Below are 17,594 nucleotides of genomic sequence, written 5' to 3' on the forward strand. Positions count from 1 at the left end.
GGCTCAACTTGTTTGCAAGACTCAGCGGCAGCCGCTGGGCGGCCCACATACACACAGCTTCAACAAGCGGAGGTAGCAAAGATGGCACGTGCCGTCGGTATCGACCTCGGGACCACCAACTCGGTCGTCTCGGTTCTGGAGGGTGGCGAGGCCACCGTCATCGCGAATGCCGAAGGCGCCCGTACGACGCCTTCCGTGGTCGCGTTCAGCAAGTCCGGTGAGGTGCTGGTCGGCGAGGTCGCCAAGCGCCAGGCCGTCACCAACGTGGACCGCACCATCCGGTCGGTCAAGCGTCACATGGGCACCGACTGGAAGGTGAACATCGACGACAAGGACTTCACGCCGCAGCAGATCAGCGCGTTCGTCCTGCAGAAGCTCAAGCGCGACGCCGAGGCCTACCTCGGTGAGCCGGTGACCGACGCGGTCATCACCGTCCCGGCCTACTTCTCCGACGCGCAGCGCCAGGCCACCAAGGAGGCCGGTGAGATCGCGGGCCTCAACGTCTCCCGCATCGTCAACGAGCCCACCGCCGCGGCTCTGGCCTACGGCCTCGACAAGGGCGACGACCAGACGATCCTCGTCTTCGACCTCGGTGGCGGCACGTTCGACGTCTCCCTGCTCGAGATCGGCGAGGGTGTCGTCGAGGTCAAGGCGACCTCCGGTGACAACCACCTCGGTGGTGACGACTGGGACAACGCTGTCGTCAAGTGGATGGTCGAGAAGTTCAAGGCCGCCAACGGTGTCGACCTGGCCGCCGACAAGATCGCCGCTCAGCGCCTCCAGGAGGCCGCCGAGAAGGCGAAGATCGAGCTCTCCTCCAGCCAGAACGCCTCGATCCACCTGCCCTACATCACCCACGGTGAGTCCGGCCCCCTCCACTTCGAGGAGACCCTCACCCGCGCGGAGTTCCAGAAGATCACCGCCGACCTGCTCGACCGCACCAAGAAGCCGTTCGAGTCGGTTCTCAAGGACGCCGGTGTCGCGCTCAAGGACATCGACCACGTCGTCCTGGTCGGCGGCTCGACCCGGATGCCGGCCGTGACCGACCTGGTCAAGAGCCTGCTCGGTGGCAAGGAGCCCAACAAGGGCGTCAACCCCGACGAGGTCGTCGCCGTCGGTGCCGCGCTGCAGGCCGGCGTGCTGAAGGGCGAGGTCAAGGACGTATTGCTCCTCGACGTCACCCCGCTGAGCCTCGGCATCGAGACCAAGGGCGGTGTCTTCACCACCCTGATCGAGCGCAACACCACCATCCCGACCAAGCGCTCCGAGATCTTCACCACGGCTGACGACAACCAGCCCAGCGTCGAGATCAAGGTCGCCCAGGGCGAGCGCCCGATGTGGTCGGAGAACCAGCCGCTGGGCAACTTCGAGCTCACCGGTCTCCCGCCGGCGCCGCGTGGCGTGCCGAAGATCGAGGTCACCTTCGACATCGACGCCAACGGCATCGTGCACGTCTCCGCCAAGGACCAGGCCTCGGGCCGCGAGCAGTCCATGACGATCTCCGGCGGCTCCGCGCTGTCGAAGGACGACATCGACCGCATGGTCAAGGAGGCGGAGCAGTACGCCGAGGAGGACGCCAAGCGTCGCGAGTCCATCGAGATCCGCAACCAGGGTGACAGCCTCGTCTACACCACCGAGAAGTTCATCACCGACTCCGGCGACAAGGTCCCGGACGACGTGAAGACCGAGGTACAGGCCGACCTGGACGAGCTCAAGAAGGTCCTCGAGAACGCTGAGGCCGACAAGGACGCCATCCAGACCGCGATCACCAAGCTCGGTGAGTCCTCGCAGAAGATGGGCGCGGCCATGTACGCCGCGGCCGAGGCCGAGCAGTCCGCTGCCGGTGGCGCCACCGGTGCGACCGGCGAGGCCGACGACGACGTCGTCGACGCCGAGATCGTCGACGAGCCTGTCGAGGGCGAAGAGGGCGACAAGAAGTGACGAAGCGCCGCCCCGGCGGGGCGGAGGAGGCCGTCGAGGAGACGACCACCGAGTCCCCGCAGCCCGAGACCGACGAGGTGGAGGAGTCGACCGAGGACACCGAGGTGGACGCCCCTGAGGGCGACGCCTCGGACTCGGACGACGTCGCTGAGGACACCGACGAGGCCGGCTCCGCCGACGAGGCGGGGGCCGAGGACGGCGACGTGGTTGCCGAGGACGACAGCGAGGTGGACCTCATGGGCGATGCCGCCGATGAGATCGACAAGCGGGTCGCCGAGCTGACCACTGACCTGCAGCGTCTCCAGGCCGAGTACGTCAACTACAAGAAGAGGGTCGACCGTGACCGCGAGCTGGTCTCGCAGAACGCGACCTACAAGGTGCTCACTCCGATCGTGGAGGTGCTCGACACCATCGACCGTGCCCGCGAGCACGGCGAGGTCGAGGGCGGCTTCAAGGCCGTTGCCGACCAGCTCGAGAAGATCGTGACCAACCTGGGTCTGAAGAAGTTCGGTGAGCCGGGCGACGTCTTCGATCCGAACCGTCACGAGGCGCTCAGCCACATGGGCACCGACCCGGAGGTCGAGGAGACCTCGGTCAAGCTGGTCGCCAAGGCCGGCTACATGATCGGCGACCGGGTGGTCAGGGCCGCGCAGGTCCTGGTCGTCGACCCGGAGTGACCCGGAGTGACAACGATGGGTGGCCGGGGCTGTCGAGAGATCGACGGCCTCGGCCACCGAGAAGAAGGGAGGAGGGGCTAGGTGGCTGAGAACGACGGGATCCGGCCGGACTGGATCAACAAGGACTACTACGCCGAGCTGGGCGTCAAGAAGGACGCCTCGAGCGACGACATCAAGAAGGCCTATCGCAAGCTCGCGCGGGCCAACCACCCCGACTCCAACCCTGGCGACGACGCCAAGCACGAGAAGTTCAAGAAGGTCGCCGAGGCCTACGACGTCATCGGCGATGCCGAGAAGCGCAAGAAATACGACGAGGTGCGCACCCTCGGTGCTTCGGGCGGTTTCCCTGGCGGCTTCGGCGGAACGGGTGCCGGCCGCGGCTACAACTTCGACGACCTCTTCGGTGGCGGCGGTGCGCAGAGCGGCGGGCTCGGCGACATGTTCGGCGACCTCTTCGGCGGTGCCGGTGGCGCCGGCGGAGGGTTCAGCGGGCGGCGTACGACTCCGCGGGCTCGGCCCATCAAGGGGGCCGACGTCGAGACGAGTGCCACGATCGGGTTCACCGACGCGCTCGACGGTGTGACCATCTCGCTGCGCCTGACCTCCGACGCCGCCTGTCCCGACTGCAACGGCACGGGCGGCAAGCCCGGCACCAAGCCGCGAGTCTGCCCCGAGTGCGAGGGCGCCGGCTATGTGGTCAACTCCGTGGGCGGTGCGTTCTCGATGAACGAGACCTGCCCGCGCTGCGGCGGCCGTCAGCTGATCTACGACGAGGCCTGCCCGACCTGCCGTGGCTCCGGCCGCGGCACCTCGGCGCGCACCATCCAGGCTCGCATCCCTGCCGGGGTCAAGGACCGGCAGCGGATCCGGCTCAAGGGCAAGGGCGCCGCCGGGGAGAACGGGGGACCCTCCGGCGACCTCTACGTCACAGTGCACGTGACGCCTCACCGCGTCTTCGGCCGCAAGGACGACAACCTCACCATCGACGTGCCCGTCGGGTTCGACGAGCTGGCGCTCGGGGCGGAGGCGAAGCTGCCGACGCTCTCCGGTTCGCCGGTGACGCTGCGGATCCCCGCCGGCACCCCCAACGGCCGCACCTTCCGGGTCCGGGGCAAGGGGTTCCGGCGTGCTGACGGCACCGTCGGCGACCTGCTCGCGACCGTCGAGGTGCAGATCCCGGCCGTGCTCGACGCCGATGCCAAGGCCGCCGTCGAGGCCTATCGGGCCGCGATGGCCGGCAAGCCGCTGCGTACGTCTCTTCTCGAGGAGTCATGATGAGCGACGGATTCGGCAGCCCGTCTCCGGATGCCGCGGTGTATGTGATCAGCGTCGCCGCGGAGCTGACCGGGCTGCACCCGCAGACGCTGCGTACCTATGAGCGGATGGGTCTGATCACCCCCGGTCGCACCGGTGGTGGCGGGCGGCGCTACTCCTTCCACGACATCGAGCGGCTGCGCTCGATCGCGGACCTGACCTCGGCCGGCATCGGCATCGAGGGAGTACGCCGCATCCTGGCCCTCGAGCAGCACGTCGACGCGCTGCGCCGGCGCAACGAGGAGCTGCAGCACGAGCTGGCCGCCACCCGCGATGCGCTCGCCCAGGCGAGGGCGGCCGCTCCGGAGCCGAAGGGCCCGGCCAGCAGGCTTCCTGCGGTTCGACAGTCGCCGCCAGGGCAGGCGATCGTGGTCTGGCGGCGCCAGCACGGCTAGCTCGACACCAACTGATCGCTTGACAGATTTGTTGGCGAGTTGTGGATTTCGGGTACAACCGATGTTGGTGCACTGCCCGCATACTGATGAATAAGCCGCGAGTGTCGGACCAACCCCCATATGGTCGGGGCACACGCGGCGGACCCGGTGGAGCCGACCCGAGACGGACCCGCCGGGTCCTTCCAGTTTTCCCGCCGGTCAGGCAGGATCGGACCTGCGCCTGACGCCGTTGGCGCTCTCTCGGAAATATGGGGTCCTTCAGCATGCTCTCTGCATGGGAGATCGACTGGTTCGCGTTCTGGTCGATACCGGTCTTCACCGCCGTGATCGGCTGGCTCATCAACTGGTCGGGGCTGTGGATGCTCTTCTCCCCGATCCGCTTCCACGGGATCACCGTCCCGGGGCTCCAGCAGATCGCCGGCTCGCTGCCGCGCAAGGTCCAGGAGATCCCCGGCATCCTGCACGGCGGGCTCGGCTGGCAGGGGATCGTGCCGGCGCGGGCCGCGAAGATGGGCTCGATAGCCGTCGACCGGGCGCTGTCTCAGATGGCGACGGCCCGCGACTTCTACGAGCAGCTCGAGCCGGACAAGATCGCGGCCCACATCGTCGACGTCTTCCGTCCCGAGATCCCGTTCCTGGTCGACGAGATCATGTGGCGCGAGCACCCGCGTTTCTGGCGGGATCTGCCGCGCCCGCTGCGCGCGACGGTGATCGAGCGGGTCCAGGCCCGGCTCCCCGACGTCGTCGGCGACGTGACGGTCGAGATCGGCAACCACATCGACCAGCTCTTCGACCCGAAGATCATGGTGATCGAGAACTTCGAGAAGGACCCGTCGATCATCGTACGGATCTTCAAGGACTTCGGTGCACGTGAGCTGCGGATGATGGTCGTCTTCGGTGCGGTCTTCGGGTTTCTCCTCGGCATCCCGGTCGCCGTCGTCGACCAGGCCTTCCACCTCTGGTGGCTGCTGCCGATCCTCGGGGTGCTGGTCGGCTGGACGACCAACCTGCTCGGCATGCTGCTCATCTTCGAGCCGGCCGAGCCCAGGCGGATCGGCCCGATCAAGATCCAGGCGCTCTTCGCCCGGCGGCAGTGGCAGGCCTCCGACGTCTACGGCAAGCACATCGCCAAGGACGTGATCACGCTCGAGCACATCGGCGAGCACCTCCTCAACGGACCCTCCGGCGACCGCACTCGCCAGATGCTGGCCGCAGCCCTCGAACCCGCGGTCAACGCAGCGGTGGGGCCGGCGCACGGCGCGGTCCGGGTCGCGGTCGGGGCCAGGCGGTTCGATGCGATCCGGTCCTCGGTCGCTGAGCACGCGGTCGAATACACACTCACCCCGCTGCGTGACGCTGCTTTCAGCCAGCAGCAGTCGTGCAACATCCGTCGACTGATCGCGGAGCGGTGTCGGGCCCTGCCGCCGAAGACCTTCGTTGACATGATGAGAGCAGCGATCAAGGAGGACGAGTGGCTGCTCTACGCCCACGGGGCGATCATGGGTCTGGCGGGCGGGTTCCTGCACGTCGCGGTCTTCGAATGGTGGAACGTGTTGTGAGCGCACTCCACATCAACACCGAGCCGGAGGCCCGCCGACCGGAGACGTACGCTGCGCCCTCGATCGAGCCGCAGGAGGAGCTCGTGCAGGGCCGCGAGGGGATGCACCGTATGCCCACACCGGCGCCGAGCGGCGGTCTCGTCGACGAGGCGATGGACGTTCTGCCGGGCCTGCTCAGGATCTCCGCGGTGACGGTGGCCCACACCGCCGGCTGGGGTCTGAGGACCTACGCCCGTGGGGTGGGCCGAGTGGCGAAGGCGGTCGTCGACCCCAACGAGGCGGTGCGACTCACCGAGGACGTGGCGACCAACGCCCGCCAGATGACCGGCTTCGCGAAGCGGGTCGCGACCGGCAACCCGATCACCGGCCTGCTGGAGCGCGTCGCGCTCCCGGCGGCCGAGAACGCGAAGGCGGCGATGGAGGGCCGGGCTGCGCGGGTCAACGCTGCGCAGGTCAGGGGTGGCGCCCCCGGCGACGGTCCCGACCGGCTGCGACGGACCGGCGAGGAGCTGCTGCGGCGCTCGCGGGACGTGTGGGACGAGAACGAGCGCCACCCTGCCTTCGTCAGCATCCTCGAGGAGCTGGCCCCCGACGAGGCCCGCATCCTGGTGCTGATGCTCAAGGACGGACCGCAGCCGGCCGTCGACGTGGTCGAGGGCGGCCTGCTCGGCCATCTGCGCGGATCTCGGATGATCGCCCGTGGCCTGACCATGATCGGAGCGCAGGCCAGCGTGCGCTACGCCTCGCTGGTCCCGCAGTACCTCAACAACCTGACCCGGCTCGGGCTGGTGTGGCAGTCCGAGGAGCCGGTCAGCGAGCTGATCCGCTATCAGGTGGTCGAGGCGCAGCCCGACGTGCTCGAGGCTCGTCATGGCAAGGGCGGCGCTCGGATCAAGCGGCGCTCGATCCACCTGACACCGTTCGGGCAGGACTTCGCTCGGGCGTGCTTCGCCGATGTCGATGATCTCGACCTGCTGCCGAGCCACGAGATCCCTCCCGGCGCGGCGACGGAAGCGTCAACCGAATAGCAGACGCTTCGGGGTGTGTGCGTTCGCCTGTGGGTAGGGTACGCATACTGACGGTCTGGAACTCTGGCGGAAGGAGCTCGGATGTCGCCGGAGTGGCAGGACTCGCTGGTCAGCTGGCTCGAGGACTGGGCTGCCCACGTCCACTGGCTCTCGCTGATCACCATCCCGATCTTCACCGGAGTGATCGGCTGGCTGATCAACTGGTCGGGTCTCTACATGCTCTTCTCCCCGCTCACCTTCAAGGGTTTCCAGGTGCCCGGGCTGCGCGAGCTGACCAGGGTGCTGCCACACAAGCTGCAGGAGGTCCCGGGCTTCGCCCAGGGCGGGCTCGGCTGGCAGGGGATCATCCCCGCCCGGGCCGCGAAGATGGGCTCGATCGCCGTCGACAAGGCGATCGCCAAGCTCGGCACCCCCAGCGACTTCTACCAGCAGCTCGGCCCCTCGGAGATCGCCACGCACATCGTGGAGACCTTCCGTCCGGAGGTGCCCGACCTCGTCGACCAGATCATGATGCGCGAGCATCCGCGGCTCTGGCGTGACCTGCCGCGGCCGGTCAAGGACGCGATCATCGTCCGGGTGCAGGCCCAGCTCCCGTCCATCGTGCACAAGGTCACCGACGACATCGGGGTGCACATCAACCAGCTGCTCGACCCGAAGCTGATGGTCATCGACCACTTCCGCAAGAACCCCGCCCTCGTGGTCAGGATCTTCCGCGACTTCGGTCAGCGCGAGCTCAACCTGATGGTCGCCTTCGGGTTCATCTTCGGGTTCCTACTCGGCATCCCGGTGGCACTGGTCGACCAGACCTTCCACGTCTGGTGGCTGCTTCCCGTGCTCGGCGTGGTCGTCGGCTGGGTGACGAACCTGCTCGGCATGTGGCTCATCTTCGAGCCCGCCGAACCGCGGCGCATCCTGGGGATCAAGGTGCAGGGTCTCTTCCCGCGCCGCCAGGAGCAGGCCGCGGAGGTCTACGCCGACATCATCGCCACCGACGTGATCACGCTCGAGCGCATCGGTGACTTCCTGCTCGACGGCCCCCGCGGCGACGCCACCCGCAAGCTGCTGATCAACGCACTGATGCCCGCTGTCGACCGGGCGGCCGGGCCCTACCGGGGCGCGGTGCGGATCGCGCTCGGGTCGGAGCGGTTCGACCGGATCAGCACCTCGGTCGCCAACGAGGCGGCGGATCGTACGCTGGTGCCGTTCCGTGATCCCGGCTTCAGCCGTCACCAGGCGGACAAGATCCGCGACCTGGTCGCGCGGCGCACCAAGGAGCTCCCGCCGGGCGACTTCGTGGACATGATGAGGTCAGCGATCAAGGAGGACGAATGGATGCTCTACGCCCACGGCGCGATCATGGGGCTCGCGGGCGGCTTCCTGCACCTTCTAATCTTTCCGACATGAGCATCCTGGGCAAGGTCGTCCCGACCGCCTCCGCCGTTGCCGGCACCGCTCCCGGTCTGGCGAGGGTGGCGGCAGGCGCTGCCTGGCACACGGCCGGATGGGGGCTGCGCACCTCCAGCCGCGCCGGTATCCGGGTCGCCCGGGCGATGGTCGACCAGGACGTACGCGACGGGTTGGTGCGGGAGACGGCCGAGGCCGTGGGGATCGTCGCCGGCACCGCCGCCAGGATCATCCGGCCCGGCGCACAGCCGGTGATGGAGCTCGCCGGGCCCGACTACGAGGCAGCCGGTCACGATGTCGTGCTCGCCCGTGCGCGGGAGACCGAGGCGTCCGAGGACTCCCTGCCGGTGCTGCGTCGCCGCGGCGCCGAGCTGCTCGACCGCTCTCGTGACGTCTGGGCCGACGAGCAGGGGCACCCTGCGTACGCTCGGATCCTCGACGAGCTCGCGCCCGACGAGGCGCGGATGCTGCTCTACCTGCTCAAGGCGGGACCACAGCCCTCGGTCGACATCCGCACCGGCGGTCCTGCCGGGCTCGTCGGCAGCACCATGATCGCCCCCGGGCTCAACATGATCGCCGGACGCAGCGGCGTGCGGTATCCGGAGCGGGTGCCGGCCTACCTGAACAACCTGTTCCGGCTCGGGCTGGTGTGGTTCTCCAAGGAGCCGCTGCCCGACCCGCTGGAATACCAGGTCCTCGAGGCGCAGCCCGACGTGCTGGAGGCGCTGCACTCGGTGAAGTTCGCCAAGATCGTACGCCGCTCGGTGCACCTGACGCCGTTCGGCGAGGCCTTCGGCCGCACCACGCTCGTGGACGAGGGCTCGGCCGAGTCGGTCTACCCGGAGCACCAGGCGCCGGTGACCGGCGGGGCCGATCTGCCCAAGGCCTGACCGATGACCGACGTCAGGTGCCTCCTCCGCCGCCGCAGGGTGTCAGCTCCTCGACGCAGCCCGTCCGGCTGCTCGTGCCAGCGTCTCGAACTCCGGAGCGACCGTCTCGGGTGAGATGTCGCTGTCGCGCTCGAGCATGATGCCGGGCAGGTCGCGTCCGGCGTAGGCGTCGACGAGGGTCTCCAGGAGCGAGAGCACCGGCGGCGGCATCGGGTGTGCGTGGGTGTCGAGGTAGAGGCCTTCGCGTTCGACGCCGCCGGCCACATGCACATAGGCCACTGCGTCGAGCGGGAAGCGTCGGAGCTCGGCCGCAGGGTCGGTGCCGCGGGCGGTCGCGGAGGCGTAGAGGTTGGCGACGTCGAGGACGATCCCGACGCCGGTGCGCTCGACGAGCTCGGTCAGGAAGTCCGGCTCCGTGTAGGTGTCCTCGGGCCAGGTGAAGAGGGCCGCGATGTTCTCGACGGCGAGCGGAACGGGAAGCGCGGACTGAGCGACGCGGACGTTCTCGCACAGCACGTCCAGCGACTCACGGGTGCGCGGAGGCGGCAGCAGATGGCCGGCTTCCAAGACATCGCCGTGGAGGTCGGACGGGGTCTCGGCGGCGCGTACGAACGCGATGTGCTCGGACACGACCGGACTCCCCAGCGCCTCGGCGAGCCCGGCGAGATGGGCCAGGCGCTCGGCAGACGGCTCGGCCGCCCCGCCGAGTCCAAGCTCGACCCCGTGCACGACCACGGGCACTCCGAGCGAGGTCAGCGCGGGCGGAAGCCGATCCACGGAGAGATTCTCGGCGACGACCTCGGTGAACCCGAGCCGGCCGGACGCGGCGTACGAGATCAGCAGGTCGGCGATGGCCGGACGCCAGGCCACCGCAGTCCCCTGAACCTGTCGCGTCATGGCTCAAGTGTGGACCGGAGGGTGATCGTCGTCTGCCGAATTCCTGCCTGGCTCAGCCCGCTTCGGTCGCCGCCTTGCAGCCGCCGCCCAGCGACAGTGGTCCGTGTGGGCCTTTCCGGTAGTCTGAAATCTGTTCTCCGATCGTTCGCAACCCTCGCCGGTCCTGGCTCGAGGCCCGGGTAGGAGCCCCCTAACTTGCCGCGCAAAGCCGTTCGTTCCCTGCCCTTTCACCGTGTCGCGATGCGGTTCGCGGCCTTCATCGGCGTCGCCGCGGTGACCGGTCTGGTCGCCTCCGGACTGGCGATCCCCTTCGTCCACCTGACCGGGGTGGCGGCCAAGTCGGGCGTCGAGGCGATGGACGAGCTGCCGCTCGACATCGACATGGGTGAGCTGTCGCAGACGACCCGCATCCTGGATGCCCAGGGCAAGGTGATCACCACCCTCTATGACCAGAACCGGTCCTACAAGTCGCTAGACGAGATCTCGCCCAACATGCCGAAGGCGTTGCTCGCGATCGAGGACACCCGCTTCTACGAGCACGGCGCGATGGACCTCAAGGGCACGCTGCGCGCGCTGCTGCGCAACTCGGCCTCGGAGTCGGGCTCGGTCCAGGGCGGCTCGTCGATCACGCAGCAACTCGTCAAGACGACCCTCGTCTATGGCGCCGACACCGACGAGGAGCGAGCCGCCGCGACCGAGAAGTCCACGGCCCGCAAGATCCGCGAGCTGCGCTACGCGATCTGGCTCGAGGAGCACCACGACAAGGACTGGATCCTCGAGCGCTACCTCAACGCGGCCTACTTCGGTGACTCCGCCTACGGGGTGCAGGCGGCCGCGAAGCACTACTTCGGCGTCGACGCCGCCGACCTGACCTGGGGACAGGCCTCGATGCTCGCCGGGATGGTGAAGAACCCGACCGGCTACGACCCGACCGACTACCCCGACGCGACGGTGGCCCGCCGCAACCTGGTGCTCGAGCGGCTGGTGCAGGTCGGGGACCTTCCGCGGGCCGAGGCCGAGGAGCTCAAGGAGAGCGACCTGGGGCTCGACGTGCAGGACAGCCGCAACGGCTGCTTCGGGTCGTCGGCGGAGTTCTTCTGTGACTACGCGCTGCAGTGGCTGCTCGCCGACGAGTCGCTCGGCGCGACTGAGGCCGAGCGCTGGCGGCTGCTGCAGACCGGTGGTCTGACGATCAAGACGACCCTGGACTCGAGCTTCCAGAAGGCGGCGCAGCGGTCGGTGACCGGCCGCGTCTCGCCCACCGACAACGCGGTCGGCGCCCTGGCGATGGTCGAGCCCGGCACCGGCGACGTCAAGGCGCTCGCCCAGTCGCGACCGATGGGGGAGAACCGTCGCAAGGGCGAGTCCTACCTCAACTACCTGGTGCCGAAGGAGTACGGCGACGCCAACGGCTTCCAGGCCGGCTCGACCTTCAAGGTCTTCGTCGGTGCCGCGGCGATCGAGAAGGGCTTCCCGCTCCGGCAGGAGATCCCGTCGCCGCCCAAGAAGACGTTCAACCAGGCGTCCTTCGCCAACTGCCCCGGCGAGGGCAACTTCAGCCCCAACCCCTACCCGGTCGGCAACTCGACCACTTCGGGCAACAAGAACCTCTACACCGGCACCCGGGAGTCGGTGAACACCTTCTACGTCCGGCTCGAGCAGTTCACCGGTGTCTGCGCCCCCTACACGCTCGCGAAGAAGATGGGCATCAGCCTGACCGACCCCGCCCACGAGCGGGTGCCGTCCTTCACCCTCGGCCCGGTCGACGTGTCGCCGTTGGAGATGGCTGAGGCGTACGCGACGTTCGGCGCCCGCGGCAAGCACTGCGACTCGCGCCCGGTGAGCGCGATCATCGGCCCCGACGGGAAGACGATGAAGGAATACGCCTCCTCCTGCGAGCAGGTGATGCGGGCGAGCACGGCCGACGCCATGAACGACATCCTCCGCGGTGTGCTGCAGCCGGGCGGGTTCGGGCAGCGGCTCGCGCTGAGCGTGCCGTCGGCCGGCAAGACCGGCACCACCAACAGCAACCGCGCGGTGTGGTTCAACGGCTACACCCCGAACCTCGCGACCGCCTCGATGATCGCCGGTGCCAACTACGAGGGCAACTGGGTCACCCTCAACGGGCAGCGCCTCCGCGGCGGCTACGTCGCCTCGGCCTCGGGCTCGACCGTCGCCGGACCGATGTGGTCCGACGCGATGCGAGCGATCGACAACAAGCTCGGCTCCGCCAACTTCGTACGCCCTGGTGCCGCTGTCGTCAACGGCAAGGGCATCAAGATTCCGAAGGTCGAGGGGCTCACGGTCGCCAAGGCCACCGCCCGGCTCAAGGCGGCTGGGTTCAAGCCGGTGGTCGGCAAGCGGGTCCGGTCGCACTGGAAGAAGGGCACGGTCGTCGGGACCGTCCCCGGAAGCCGGGCGATCAAGGGCGCGTCGGTCGAGATGCTCGTGTCGAAGTGGCGCGGGTAGGCGCGTGGTGGCCGTTCGTCTAGGTATGCAGGTCAGCTGTCACTTCCCTGGGGGAGTTCCGCGTGGGGAGTGCGGGTTCGGCTGCATACCTAGATGAACATACCCCCCGCGCGCCGCGCCCGCCGGGGCCGTACGCGCGACGAGCGGACCCGGTGAGCAGGCGGGCGGTGCGGCGGCCGTTCGTCTAGGTATGCAGGTCAGCTGTCACTTCCCTGGGGGAGTTCCACGTGGGGAGTGCAGGTTCGGCTACATACCTAGACGAACGGCCGCGCGCCGCGCCGCAGCCGCCTCGACAGCCTCGCGGAAGGCGCGGGTGACGTAGTCGGGCACCGGGAGGCCGCGGTCGCGGGCCCAGAGGAGCTCCTGCTCGACCCGGGCGACGTCCGCGGCGAGGTCGCGGCCTTCGTGGTCGACGCCGAGGGTCTCCATGACCTCGCCGAAGTCGGCGAGCTGGGTCACGTTGTTGACCCCGACGGGCGCGAAGGAGATCCGGCGCATGCGTCTGACCAGCCACTTCTGCCAGGCGGCGAGCGTGGCCCAATGGGCCCGCGCGGAAAGCTGGTAGAAGGCGTAGTGACCCGGCTCCTGACGCTTGATCGGCGCGATGACGGTCTCGGCGACGGCGTGCTCACCGGTCTCGATGACCCCGTCGTGGAGCAGGTTGTAGGCGATCACGGCGGAGCGCTCGGTCGCCATCCCGGTCAGGTAGTAGAGCATCCGGCAGACGTCCTGGAACGGCTCCAGGTGGGCCAGCAGGCCGAGCACCTTCAGCTTCAGGCCGACATGGTCGAGGTCGGTGGTCGCCGGCGGGCGACCGAGGAGCTGCTGGAGCCGGTCGAGGATCAGCCCGTGCTGGATCTCCTGCGGCTGCCACACCTCGGCGTAGAACCGCTTGTCCACCTCGGGCGGGTTGGGGAGCATCGTGGAGATCTCGAGCACGTTGCGGTCGACCTCGAGCTCGACCCGGGCCATGTAGTCGAGGACGTGACCGAAGCGGTCCCCGAAGCCAGCCGGGTCGTTCACGGTGAAGTCGACGGAGTCCATCGGGATCGGCGGGTGCTCCTCGCCGAGGCGCGCGACATGAGCGACGAGACGGTCGTTTTCGGTCTGCATGGAGGCGGCTCCTGGTGGTGGGTCAGGCAGCGCCTCCAGTGTGCCCGTCGCACCCGGGGTTGTAATGCGAATTAGGAGTGTTGGCCTCGACACGCGCCGTGAGGGAGGCTCCCGAGGCCCGACCACAGGAGAGGAATGGTCAGGGCGGGAGCGCGAGCGGGCGTGCCGAGGCCAACACGATCAGGGGCCGAGCTCAGGGGGTTCCGGTGGCGCCATCCGCTCCGGCCGGTTCGTTCGCAGCCGTGGTGGCTGATTCGGTGGCGGTCGGTGTCTCGGTGGGCGTCTCGGTCGGGGACTCGGAGGGCGTCTCTGTGGGCGTCGGGTCCACGGTGGGGGTCTCGGTGGGGGTCTCCGTCGGGGGCGGGTCGTCGGTCGGAGAGGGGGAGCCGGTCGGTTCCGGGTCGGAGGTCGGCGAGGGGACGACGGTCCCGCCACCACCGGGGGAGGGTGAGGCCGATGGTGACGGGGCCGAAGGCGTGGTGGAGCCACCACCGGGCGTACCGGTGGCACCACCGGTGGGCGAGCCGTCGGGGGAGCGCCGAGGTGGCTGGCCGCTGGGCGAACCACCGGAGAGCGGCTCGAGGTCGGAGGTGGTCGGGATCTGGGCGGCGGGCAGAACGACCCCGGTCGGCGTCTCGAAGGTGCCGAGCCGGTAGCCGTCGGCGATCTGCAGGACGGCCGAGGCGTACGCGCCGCTGCGGTTGTAGCGCAGCACCGCAGAGCGCTGCCCGGCCTCGGTGGAGAGGTCGGCCGAGCCGGAGCAGAGGTAGACCGCGGCCGCGAGCGCGGCGTCATCGACGTCCTGCGGGTCTCGGCGTCCGTCGGAGTCGGCATCGACACCGACCTCGGACCACGTGGAGGGGATGAACTGCATCGGCCCGATGGCGCGGTCGTACGTCAGGTCGCGGTCGTACGCCCCACCGTCGGTGTCCATGATCCGGGCCGTCCCGGCGGCCCCGGTGAGCGGGACACCGTAGATGCCTGGTGTCGCGACGCCGGAGGCGGAGAGCGTGTTGCCCCCGGCGCGCCCGTGGTCGGACTCGACCCGGCCGATGGCGGCCACGAGCGACCAGTCGAGCCGGCAGCTCGGATCGGCATCGGCGAGCACGGAGGCCGACCGCTGGTAGGCCGCGAGCGCGACGTCGGGGATGATGCCTGCCGCCGCGTTCGCGGCGAACCCCGCCGGCTTGGCCGCGAGGGTCGGGGTGGACTTCGGCAGCGGCTTGACCGCGGAGACGCTCACCGGCGGGCGCAGCTCGTACTCGGGCACCTCGATCGGCACCCGGCTCACGTCGACTGTGGCATCGACGCGTCGGGCATCCTGGATCGCGTGGATCGTCCAGGCAGCGGTCGCGGCGGCCACGGGCACTGCCGCGACCTTGACGAACAGACCGGCTCGTGGGGTCATCCTCGGTCACATCCTCGGGTGGGTCACAGGTCGACGACACCGATCCACCCACGAATGTGAGCCCCGCCACAACGCCTTCAGTGATCTCGGGCCAGACTTCTGCCGAAATTACTCACGTACGTGACAAGTTTTCGGTCCGCATCACGCTGACCGCCCCCACCGCGGCTGCCGTCACCAGACACAGCAGCGCACAGATCGCCGAGAGCACGACCGACCCGAGACCCAGCACCGCCAGCCCCAGACCGACCAGGGCAGGCACCGGTCCGAGCGGCCCGGCGAGCCGAGCCCCGGTAGCCACCCCGCGAGCGGTCGAGAGCAGGGCAGCGACCCGGCCGACATCGAGATCCTGCAGGCGTACGCTGCCGTCCGCGCCCACCGCCAGGTCGGCCGCGGCCTGCGCCTCGGCGTCCTCCGGGCGTGAGCTCACGAACGCCACCACGTGCCCCTGCTCCTGGAGCTCGGCGACGAGTCGGGCGCGTTTCTCGGGCGCGATCTCGGGATGAGCGCGCTCGATCCCGCACGCCTCGGCCAGGTGCTCGGTGTTGCGGGCGGTGTCGTCGGAGACCAGCACCGGGGTCACCCCGAGCGCGGCGAGCCGGGAGACCGCCGTCCGCGCCTCGTCGCGGAGCTCGTCACCGACGACGAGGTAGCCCAGCGGGCGTCCGTCCAGCTCGACCCCGACGACCACGCCGAGGTCGTTGCGCTCGGCCATGCCGACCCAGGCCGGCCGTCCGATGCGTACGGGGTGCCGGTCCACCGAGCCCAGCACGCCACAGCCCGGGACCTGCTCGAAGCCGCTCACCTTGCCCCGGGGCGAGAGCCGTGCGATCGCCCGGGCCAACCGTCCCTCGGCCTCGTGCTCCAGCGCGCCCGCGAACCAGCGCAGGTTGCGGACGTGATCGGGGTCCAGCGGGTCGACCGTGGTCACCTTCAGCCTGCCGGTCGTCACCGTGCCCCACCGATCGAGCACCACCGCATCGACCTTCGCCGCCGCCGTCCACGCGGGCCCCGGCACCGCCTCGATCCCTGACCTACGCCCGACCCAGCCTGCTACGACGCGCGGGAACCGTGCCCCCAGGACGTACGCAGCCAGGGCTCCGACCCCGAGAACGACCAGCTCCAGCACCATCGAGATCATCCCGGATCATCCGGTCTGCTGCTGATAGCGGTCGAAGTCGCTCTGGTCGCCGGCGACCCAGAGCGGCACGCTCGCCTTGAGCAGCAGGAGGAGCTGGGTGACGAACGCGGGGTCGCGCAGGGACTCACCGAAGAGCTCGTTGATCCGCTTCCAGCGGTAGCGGATGGTCTGCGGATGCACCCCGAGCACGGCCGCGATCGCCGGAGCGCTCTCCCGGGTCTCGAGCCAGACCAGCAGCGTCTCGGTCAGGATCTCGCGGGAGTTCTCCGACTCCGCCAGCAAGGGCTCGAGCAGCTCCTGGGCGAGCTGGCGGCGCATCACCGGCTCGGCGTGGAGCCAGATCTCGGTGCGGTAGGCGAGGCAGTCGATGACCGGTTTGGCCGGGATGACTCGTGCGTTGACCAGGGCCAGGGCGCGGTTGGCCCAGCGCCAGGCGGCGGGGACGTCCTCGGGCGGCATCGGCCAGCAGATCGAGACGCGGGACTTCGGCCCTGCCGCAGCCCGCACCTGCTTGGTGATCGTCGCGGTGTCGTGAGGCGGGCAGATCACCACCTGCGTGGGCTCGCGGCGGCGGGTGAGAGCGGTGGCGGACAGGGCGCCGGAGGCGATCTGGGTGCCGTCTCTCAGCTCGACCGCCATCACGGTCACCTTCTCGGGCAGCTCCCACTCGCCCAGCGCCGCCTGCACCTCCATCTCGGCGGCGGAGGCGCCCGACAGCATCCGGTCGATCAGCCGTGCCCGGGCGACGTCGTTGTCCTGGTCGCGTGCCTCGGTGCCGGCCTCGAACCCGGCCGTGACCTGCGAGGTCAGGTGGCCGACGTACGTCTTCATCATCTCGTCGAGCGCATTCAGCGCAGCCGCGGAGAGCTCGTTCTCGACCGCTCGGCGGCGCAGCTCGTCCCAGAGCTCGGTGGTGGCCATGTCGATGCCGGCGTCGACGATGGCCCGGGTCTCACCCAGGGCGGCGACGCGGAAGCCGACCTTGCGGAAGTGGTCGTCGATGGCGGTATAGGGCGCGGCCCGCCCGAGGCCGAGGTCGATGAAGTGGGACATCGCGCCGTGCACAGCGGTGAAGATGAGCTCGTCGAAGCCCTCGGTCTCAGCGGGCAGGCTCTCGCGCAGGTGCCGGGTGACCTGGCGAGCGATCGGCCGCACCTCGCTCTCCAGGCTCTTCAGCATCCACACCGCGGACCCGGGAAGACCGGGGGATCGCTGGGTCTGCGTCATCTCGTGCTCCGCTGCACGTCATGCTCCTTCGTGAAACCAGCCCGAGACGGTATCGACCACCATGGCACGGCTTCGCCGGGGCCGCCCTCGAAATTCGGTACGTCCGTGCCGCCATGCGGCCGAACGGGCCCCGA

General features: G+C 69.4%; 14 protein-coding genes. 9 read left to right on the forward strand and 5 right to left on the reverse strand.

The window, feature by feature from the left end:
• Nucleotides 1-81: 81 nt before the first annotated feature.
• From dnaK to IEY84_RS12710, 8 genes are all read left to right on the forward strand, one after another.
• Nucleotides 82-1,941 carry a molecular chaperone DnaK gene (gene dnaK, locus IEY84_RS12675; protein WP_183547846.1) on the forward strand — a complete coding sequence of 620 codons (1,860 nt, stop codon included), beginning with the start codon at nt 82-84 and terminating at the stop codon, nt 1,939-1,941.
• Nucleotides 1,938-2,618: a nucleotide exchange factor GrpE gene (gene grpE, locus IEY84_RS12680; protein ID WP_183547848.1), complete on the forward strand. Its 681-nt coding sequence runs from the start codon at nt 1,938-1,940 to the stop codon at nt 2,616-2,618. The genes dnaK and grpE overlap by 4 nt, the downstream gene beginning before the upstream one ends.
• An 81-nt stretch (nt 2,619-2,699) precedes the next feature.
• Nucleotides 2,700-3,893, forward strand: coding sequence for a DnaJ C-terminal domain-containing protein (locus IEY84_RS12685; RefSeq protein WP_183547858.1), 1,194 nt, complete (start codon nt 2,700-2,702; stop codon nt 3,891-3,893).
• On the forward strand, nt 3,893-4,327 hold the full coding sequence (locus IEY84_RS12690) for a heat shock protein transcriptional repressor HspR (RefSeq protein WP_183547860.1): 435 nt from the start codon (nt 3,893-3,895) through the stop codon (nt 4,325-4,327). The genes IEY84_RS12685 and IEY84_RS12690 overlap by 1 nt, the downstream gene beginning before the upstream one ends.
• Before the next feature lie 263 nt (nt 4,328-4,590).
• The gene (locus IEY84_RS12695; RefSeq protein ID WP_189129303.1) at nt 4,591-5,886 is read left to right on the forward strand and encodes a DUF445 domain-containing protein; all 1,296 of its coding nucleotides are present in this window, start codon (nt 4,591-4,593) and stop codon (nt 5,884-5,886) included.
• Complete coding sequence (locus IEY84_RS26705; protein WP_221209010.1) at nt 5,883-6,914, forward strand: Abi-alpha family protein; 1,032 nt, start codon at nt 5,883-5,885, stop codon at nt 6,912-6,914. Before IEY84_RS12695 ends, IEY84_RS26705 begins: the two co-directional genes overlap by 4 nt.
• An 81-nt stretch (nt 6,915-6,995) precedes the next feature.
• The gene (locus IEY84_RS12705; RefSeq protein ID WP_183547862.1) at nt 6,996-8,318 is read left to right on the forward strand and encodes a DUF445 domain-containing protein; all 1,323 of its coding nucleotides are present in this window, start codon (nt 6,996-6,998) and stop codon (nt 8,316-8,318) included.
• Nucleotides 8,315-9,208: an Abi-alpha family protein gene (locus IEY84_RS12710; protein ID WP_221209011.1), complete on the forward strand. Its 894-nt coding sequence runs from the start codon at nt 8,315-8,317 to the stop codon at nt 9,206-9,208. The genes IEY84_RS12705 and IEY84_RS12710 overlap by 4 nt, the downstream gene beginning before the upstream one ends.
• Before the next feature lie 42 nt (nt 9,209-9,250).
• Here the strand turns inward: IEY84_RS12710 and IEY84_RS12715 are convergent, their stop codons facing one another.
• Entirely contained in the window at nt 9,251-10,105 is an 855-nt protein-coding gene (locus IEY84_RS12715) for an MbnB/TglH/ChrH family RiPP precursor modification enzyme (protein ID WP_183547864.1), read from the reverse strand.
• A 240-nt stretch (nt 10,106-10,345) separates the two neighbouring features.
• Here IEY84_RS12715 and IEY84_RS12720 point away from each other — a divergent pair, with 240 nt between their 5' ends.
• Nucleotides 10,346-12,574, forward strand: a complete 2,229-nt coding sequence (locus IEY84_RS12720) for a transglycosylase domain-containing protein (protein WP_229788621.1) — start codon at nt 10,346-10,348, stop codon at nt 12,572-12,574.
• A gap of 246 nt (nt 12,575-12,820) precedes the next feature.
• Here the strand turns inward: IEY84_RS12720 and IEY84_RS12725 are convergent, their stop codons facing one another.
• The 4 genes from IEY84_RS12725 to IEY84_RS12740 all read right to left on the reverse strand — a co-directional run bounded on the left by IEY84_RS12725 (nt 12,821) and on the right by IEY84_RS12740 (nt 17,460).
• Nucleotides 12,821-13,687, reverse strand: a complete 867-nt coding sequence (locus IEY84_RS12725) for a GTP-binding protein LepA (RefSeq protein ID WP_183547875.1) — start codon at nt 13,685-13,687, stop codon at nt 12,821-12,823.
• 193 nt (nt 13,688-13,880) lie between these two features.
• Entirely contained in the window at nt 13,881-15,095 is a 1,215-nt protein-coding gene (locus tag IEY84_RS12730; protein WP_183547877.1) for a lytic transglycosylase domain-containing protein, read from the reverse strand.
• 112 nt (nt 15,096-15,207) lie between these two features.
• On the reverse strand, nt 15,208-16,233 hold the full coding sequence (locus IEY84_RS12735; RefSeq protein ID WP_183547879.1) for an HAD family hydrolase: 1,026 nt from the start codon (nt 16,231-16,233) through the stop codon (nt 15,208-15,210).
• Between the two features lie 6 nt (nt 16,234-16,239).
• Nucleotides 16,240-17,460: a PucR family transcriptional regulator gene (locus tag IEY84_RS12740; protein ID WP_183547881.1), complete on the reverse strand. Its 1,221-nt coding sequence runs from the start codon at nt 17,458-17,460 to the stop codon at nt 16,240-16,242.
• Nucleotides 17,461-17,594 lie beyond the last annotated feature (134 nt).

Origin of the sequence: Nocardioides albus (assembly GCF_014648255.1) — a bacterium.
GTDB classification, from domain to species: Bacteria; Actinomycetota; Actinomycetes; order Propionibacteriales; family Nocardioidaceae; genus Nocardioides; species Nocardioides albus.

Coding starts and splice junctions, on each gene's coding strand:
- IEY84_RS12695 (WP_189129303.1), top strand. CDS start 4,591: ATGCTCTCTGCATGGGAGATCGACTGGTTCGCGTTCTGGTCGATACCG.
- IEY84_RS12715 (WP_183547864.1), bottom strand. CDS start 10,105: ATGACGCGACAGGTTCAGGGGACTGCGGTGGCCTGGCGTCCGGCCATC.
- dnaK (WP_183547846.1), top strand. CDS start 82: ATGGCACGTGCCGTCGGTATCGACCTCGGGACCACCAACTCGGTCGTC.
- IEY84_RS12725 (WP_183547875.1), bottom strand. CDS start 13,687: ATGCAGACCGAAAACGACCGTCTCGTCGCTCATGTCGCGCGCCTCGGC.
- IEY84_RS12740 (WP_183547881.1), bottom strand. CDS start 17,460: ATGACGCAGACCCAGCGATCCCCCGGTCTTCCCGGGTCCGCGGTGTGG.
- IEY84_RS12705 (WP_183547862.1), top strand. CDS start 6,996: ATGTCGCCGGAGTGGCAGGACTCGCTGGTCAGCTGGCTCGAGGACTGG.
- IEY84_RS12710 (WP_221209011.1), top strand. CDS start 8,315: ATGAGCATCCTGGGCAAGGTCGTCCCGACCGCCTCCGCCGTTGCCGGC.
- IEY84_RS12720 (WP_229788621.1), top strand. CDS start 10,346: ATGCGGTTCGCGGCCTTCATCGGCGTCGCCGCGGTGACCGGTCTGGTC.
- IEY84_RS12690 (WP_183547860.1), top strand. CDS start 3,893: ATGAGCGACGGATTCGGCAGCCCGTCTCCGGATGCCGCGGTGTATGTG.
- IEY84_RS12735 (WP_183547879.1), bottom strand. CDS start 16,233: ATGATCTCGATGGTGCTGGAGCTGGTCGTTCTCGGGGTCGGAGCCCTG.
- IEY84_RS12730 (WP_183547877.1), bottom strand. CDS start 15,095: ATGACCCCACGAGCCGGTCTGTTCGTCAAGGTCGCGGCAGTGCCCGTG.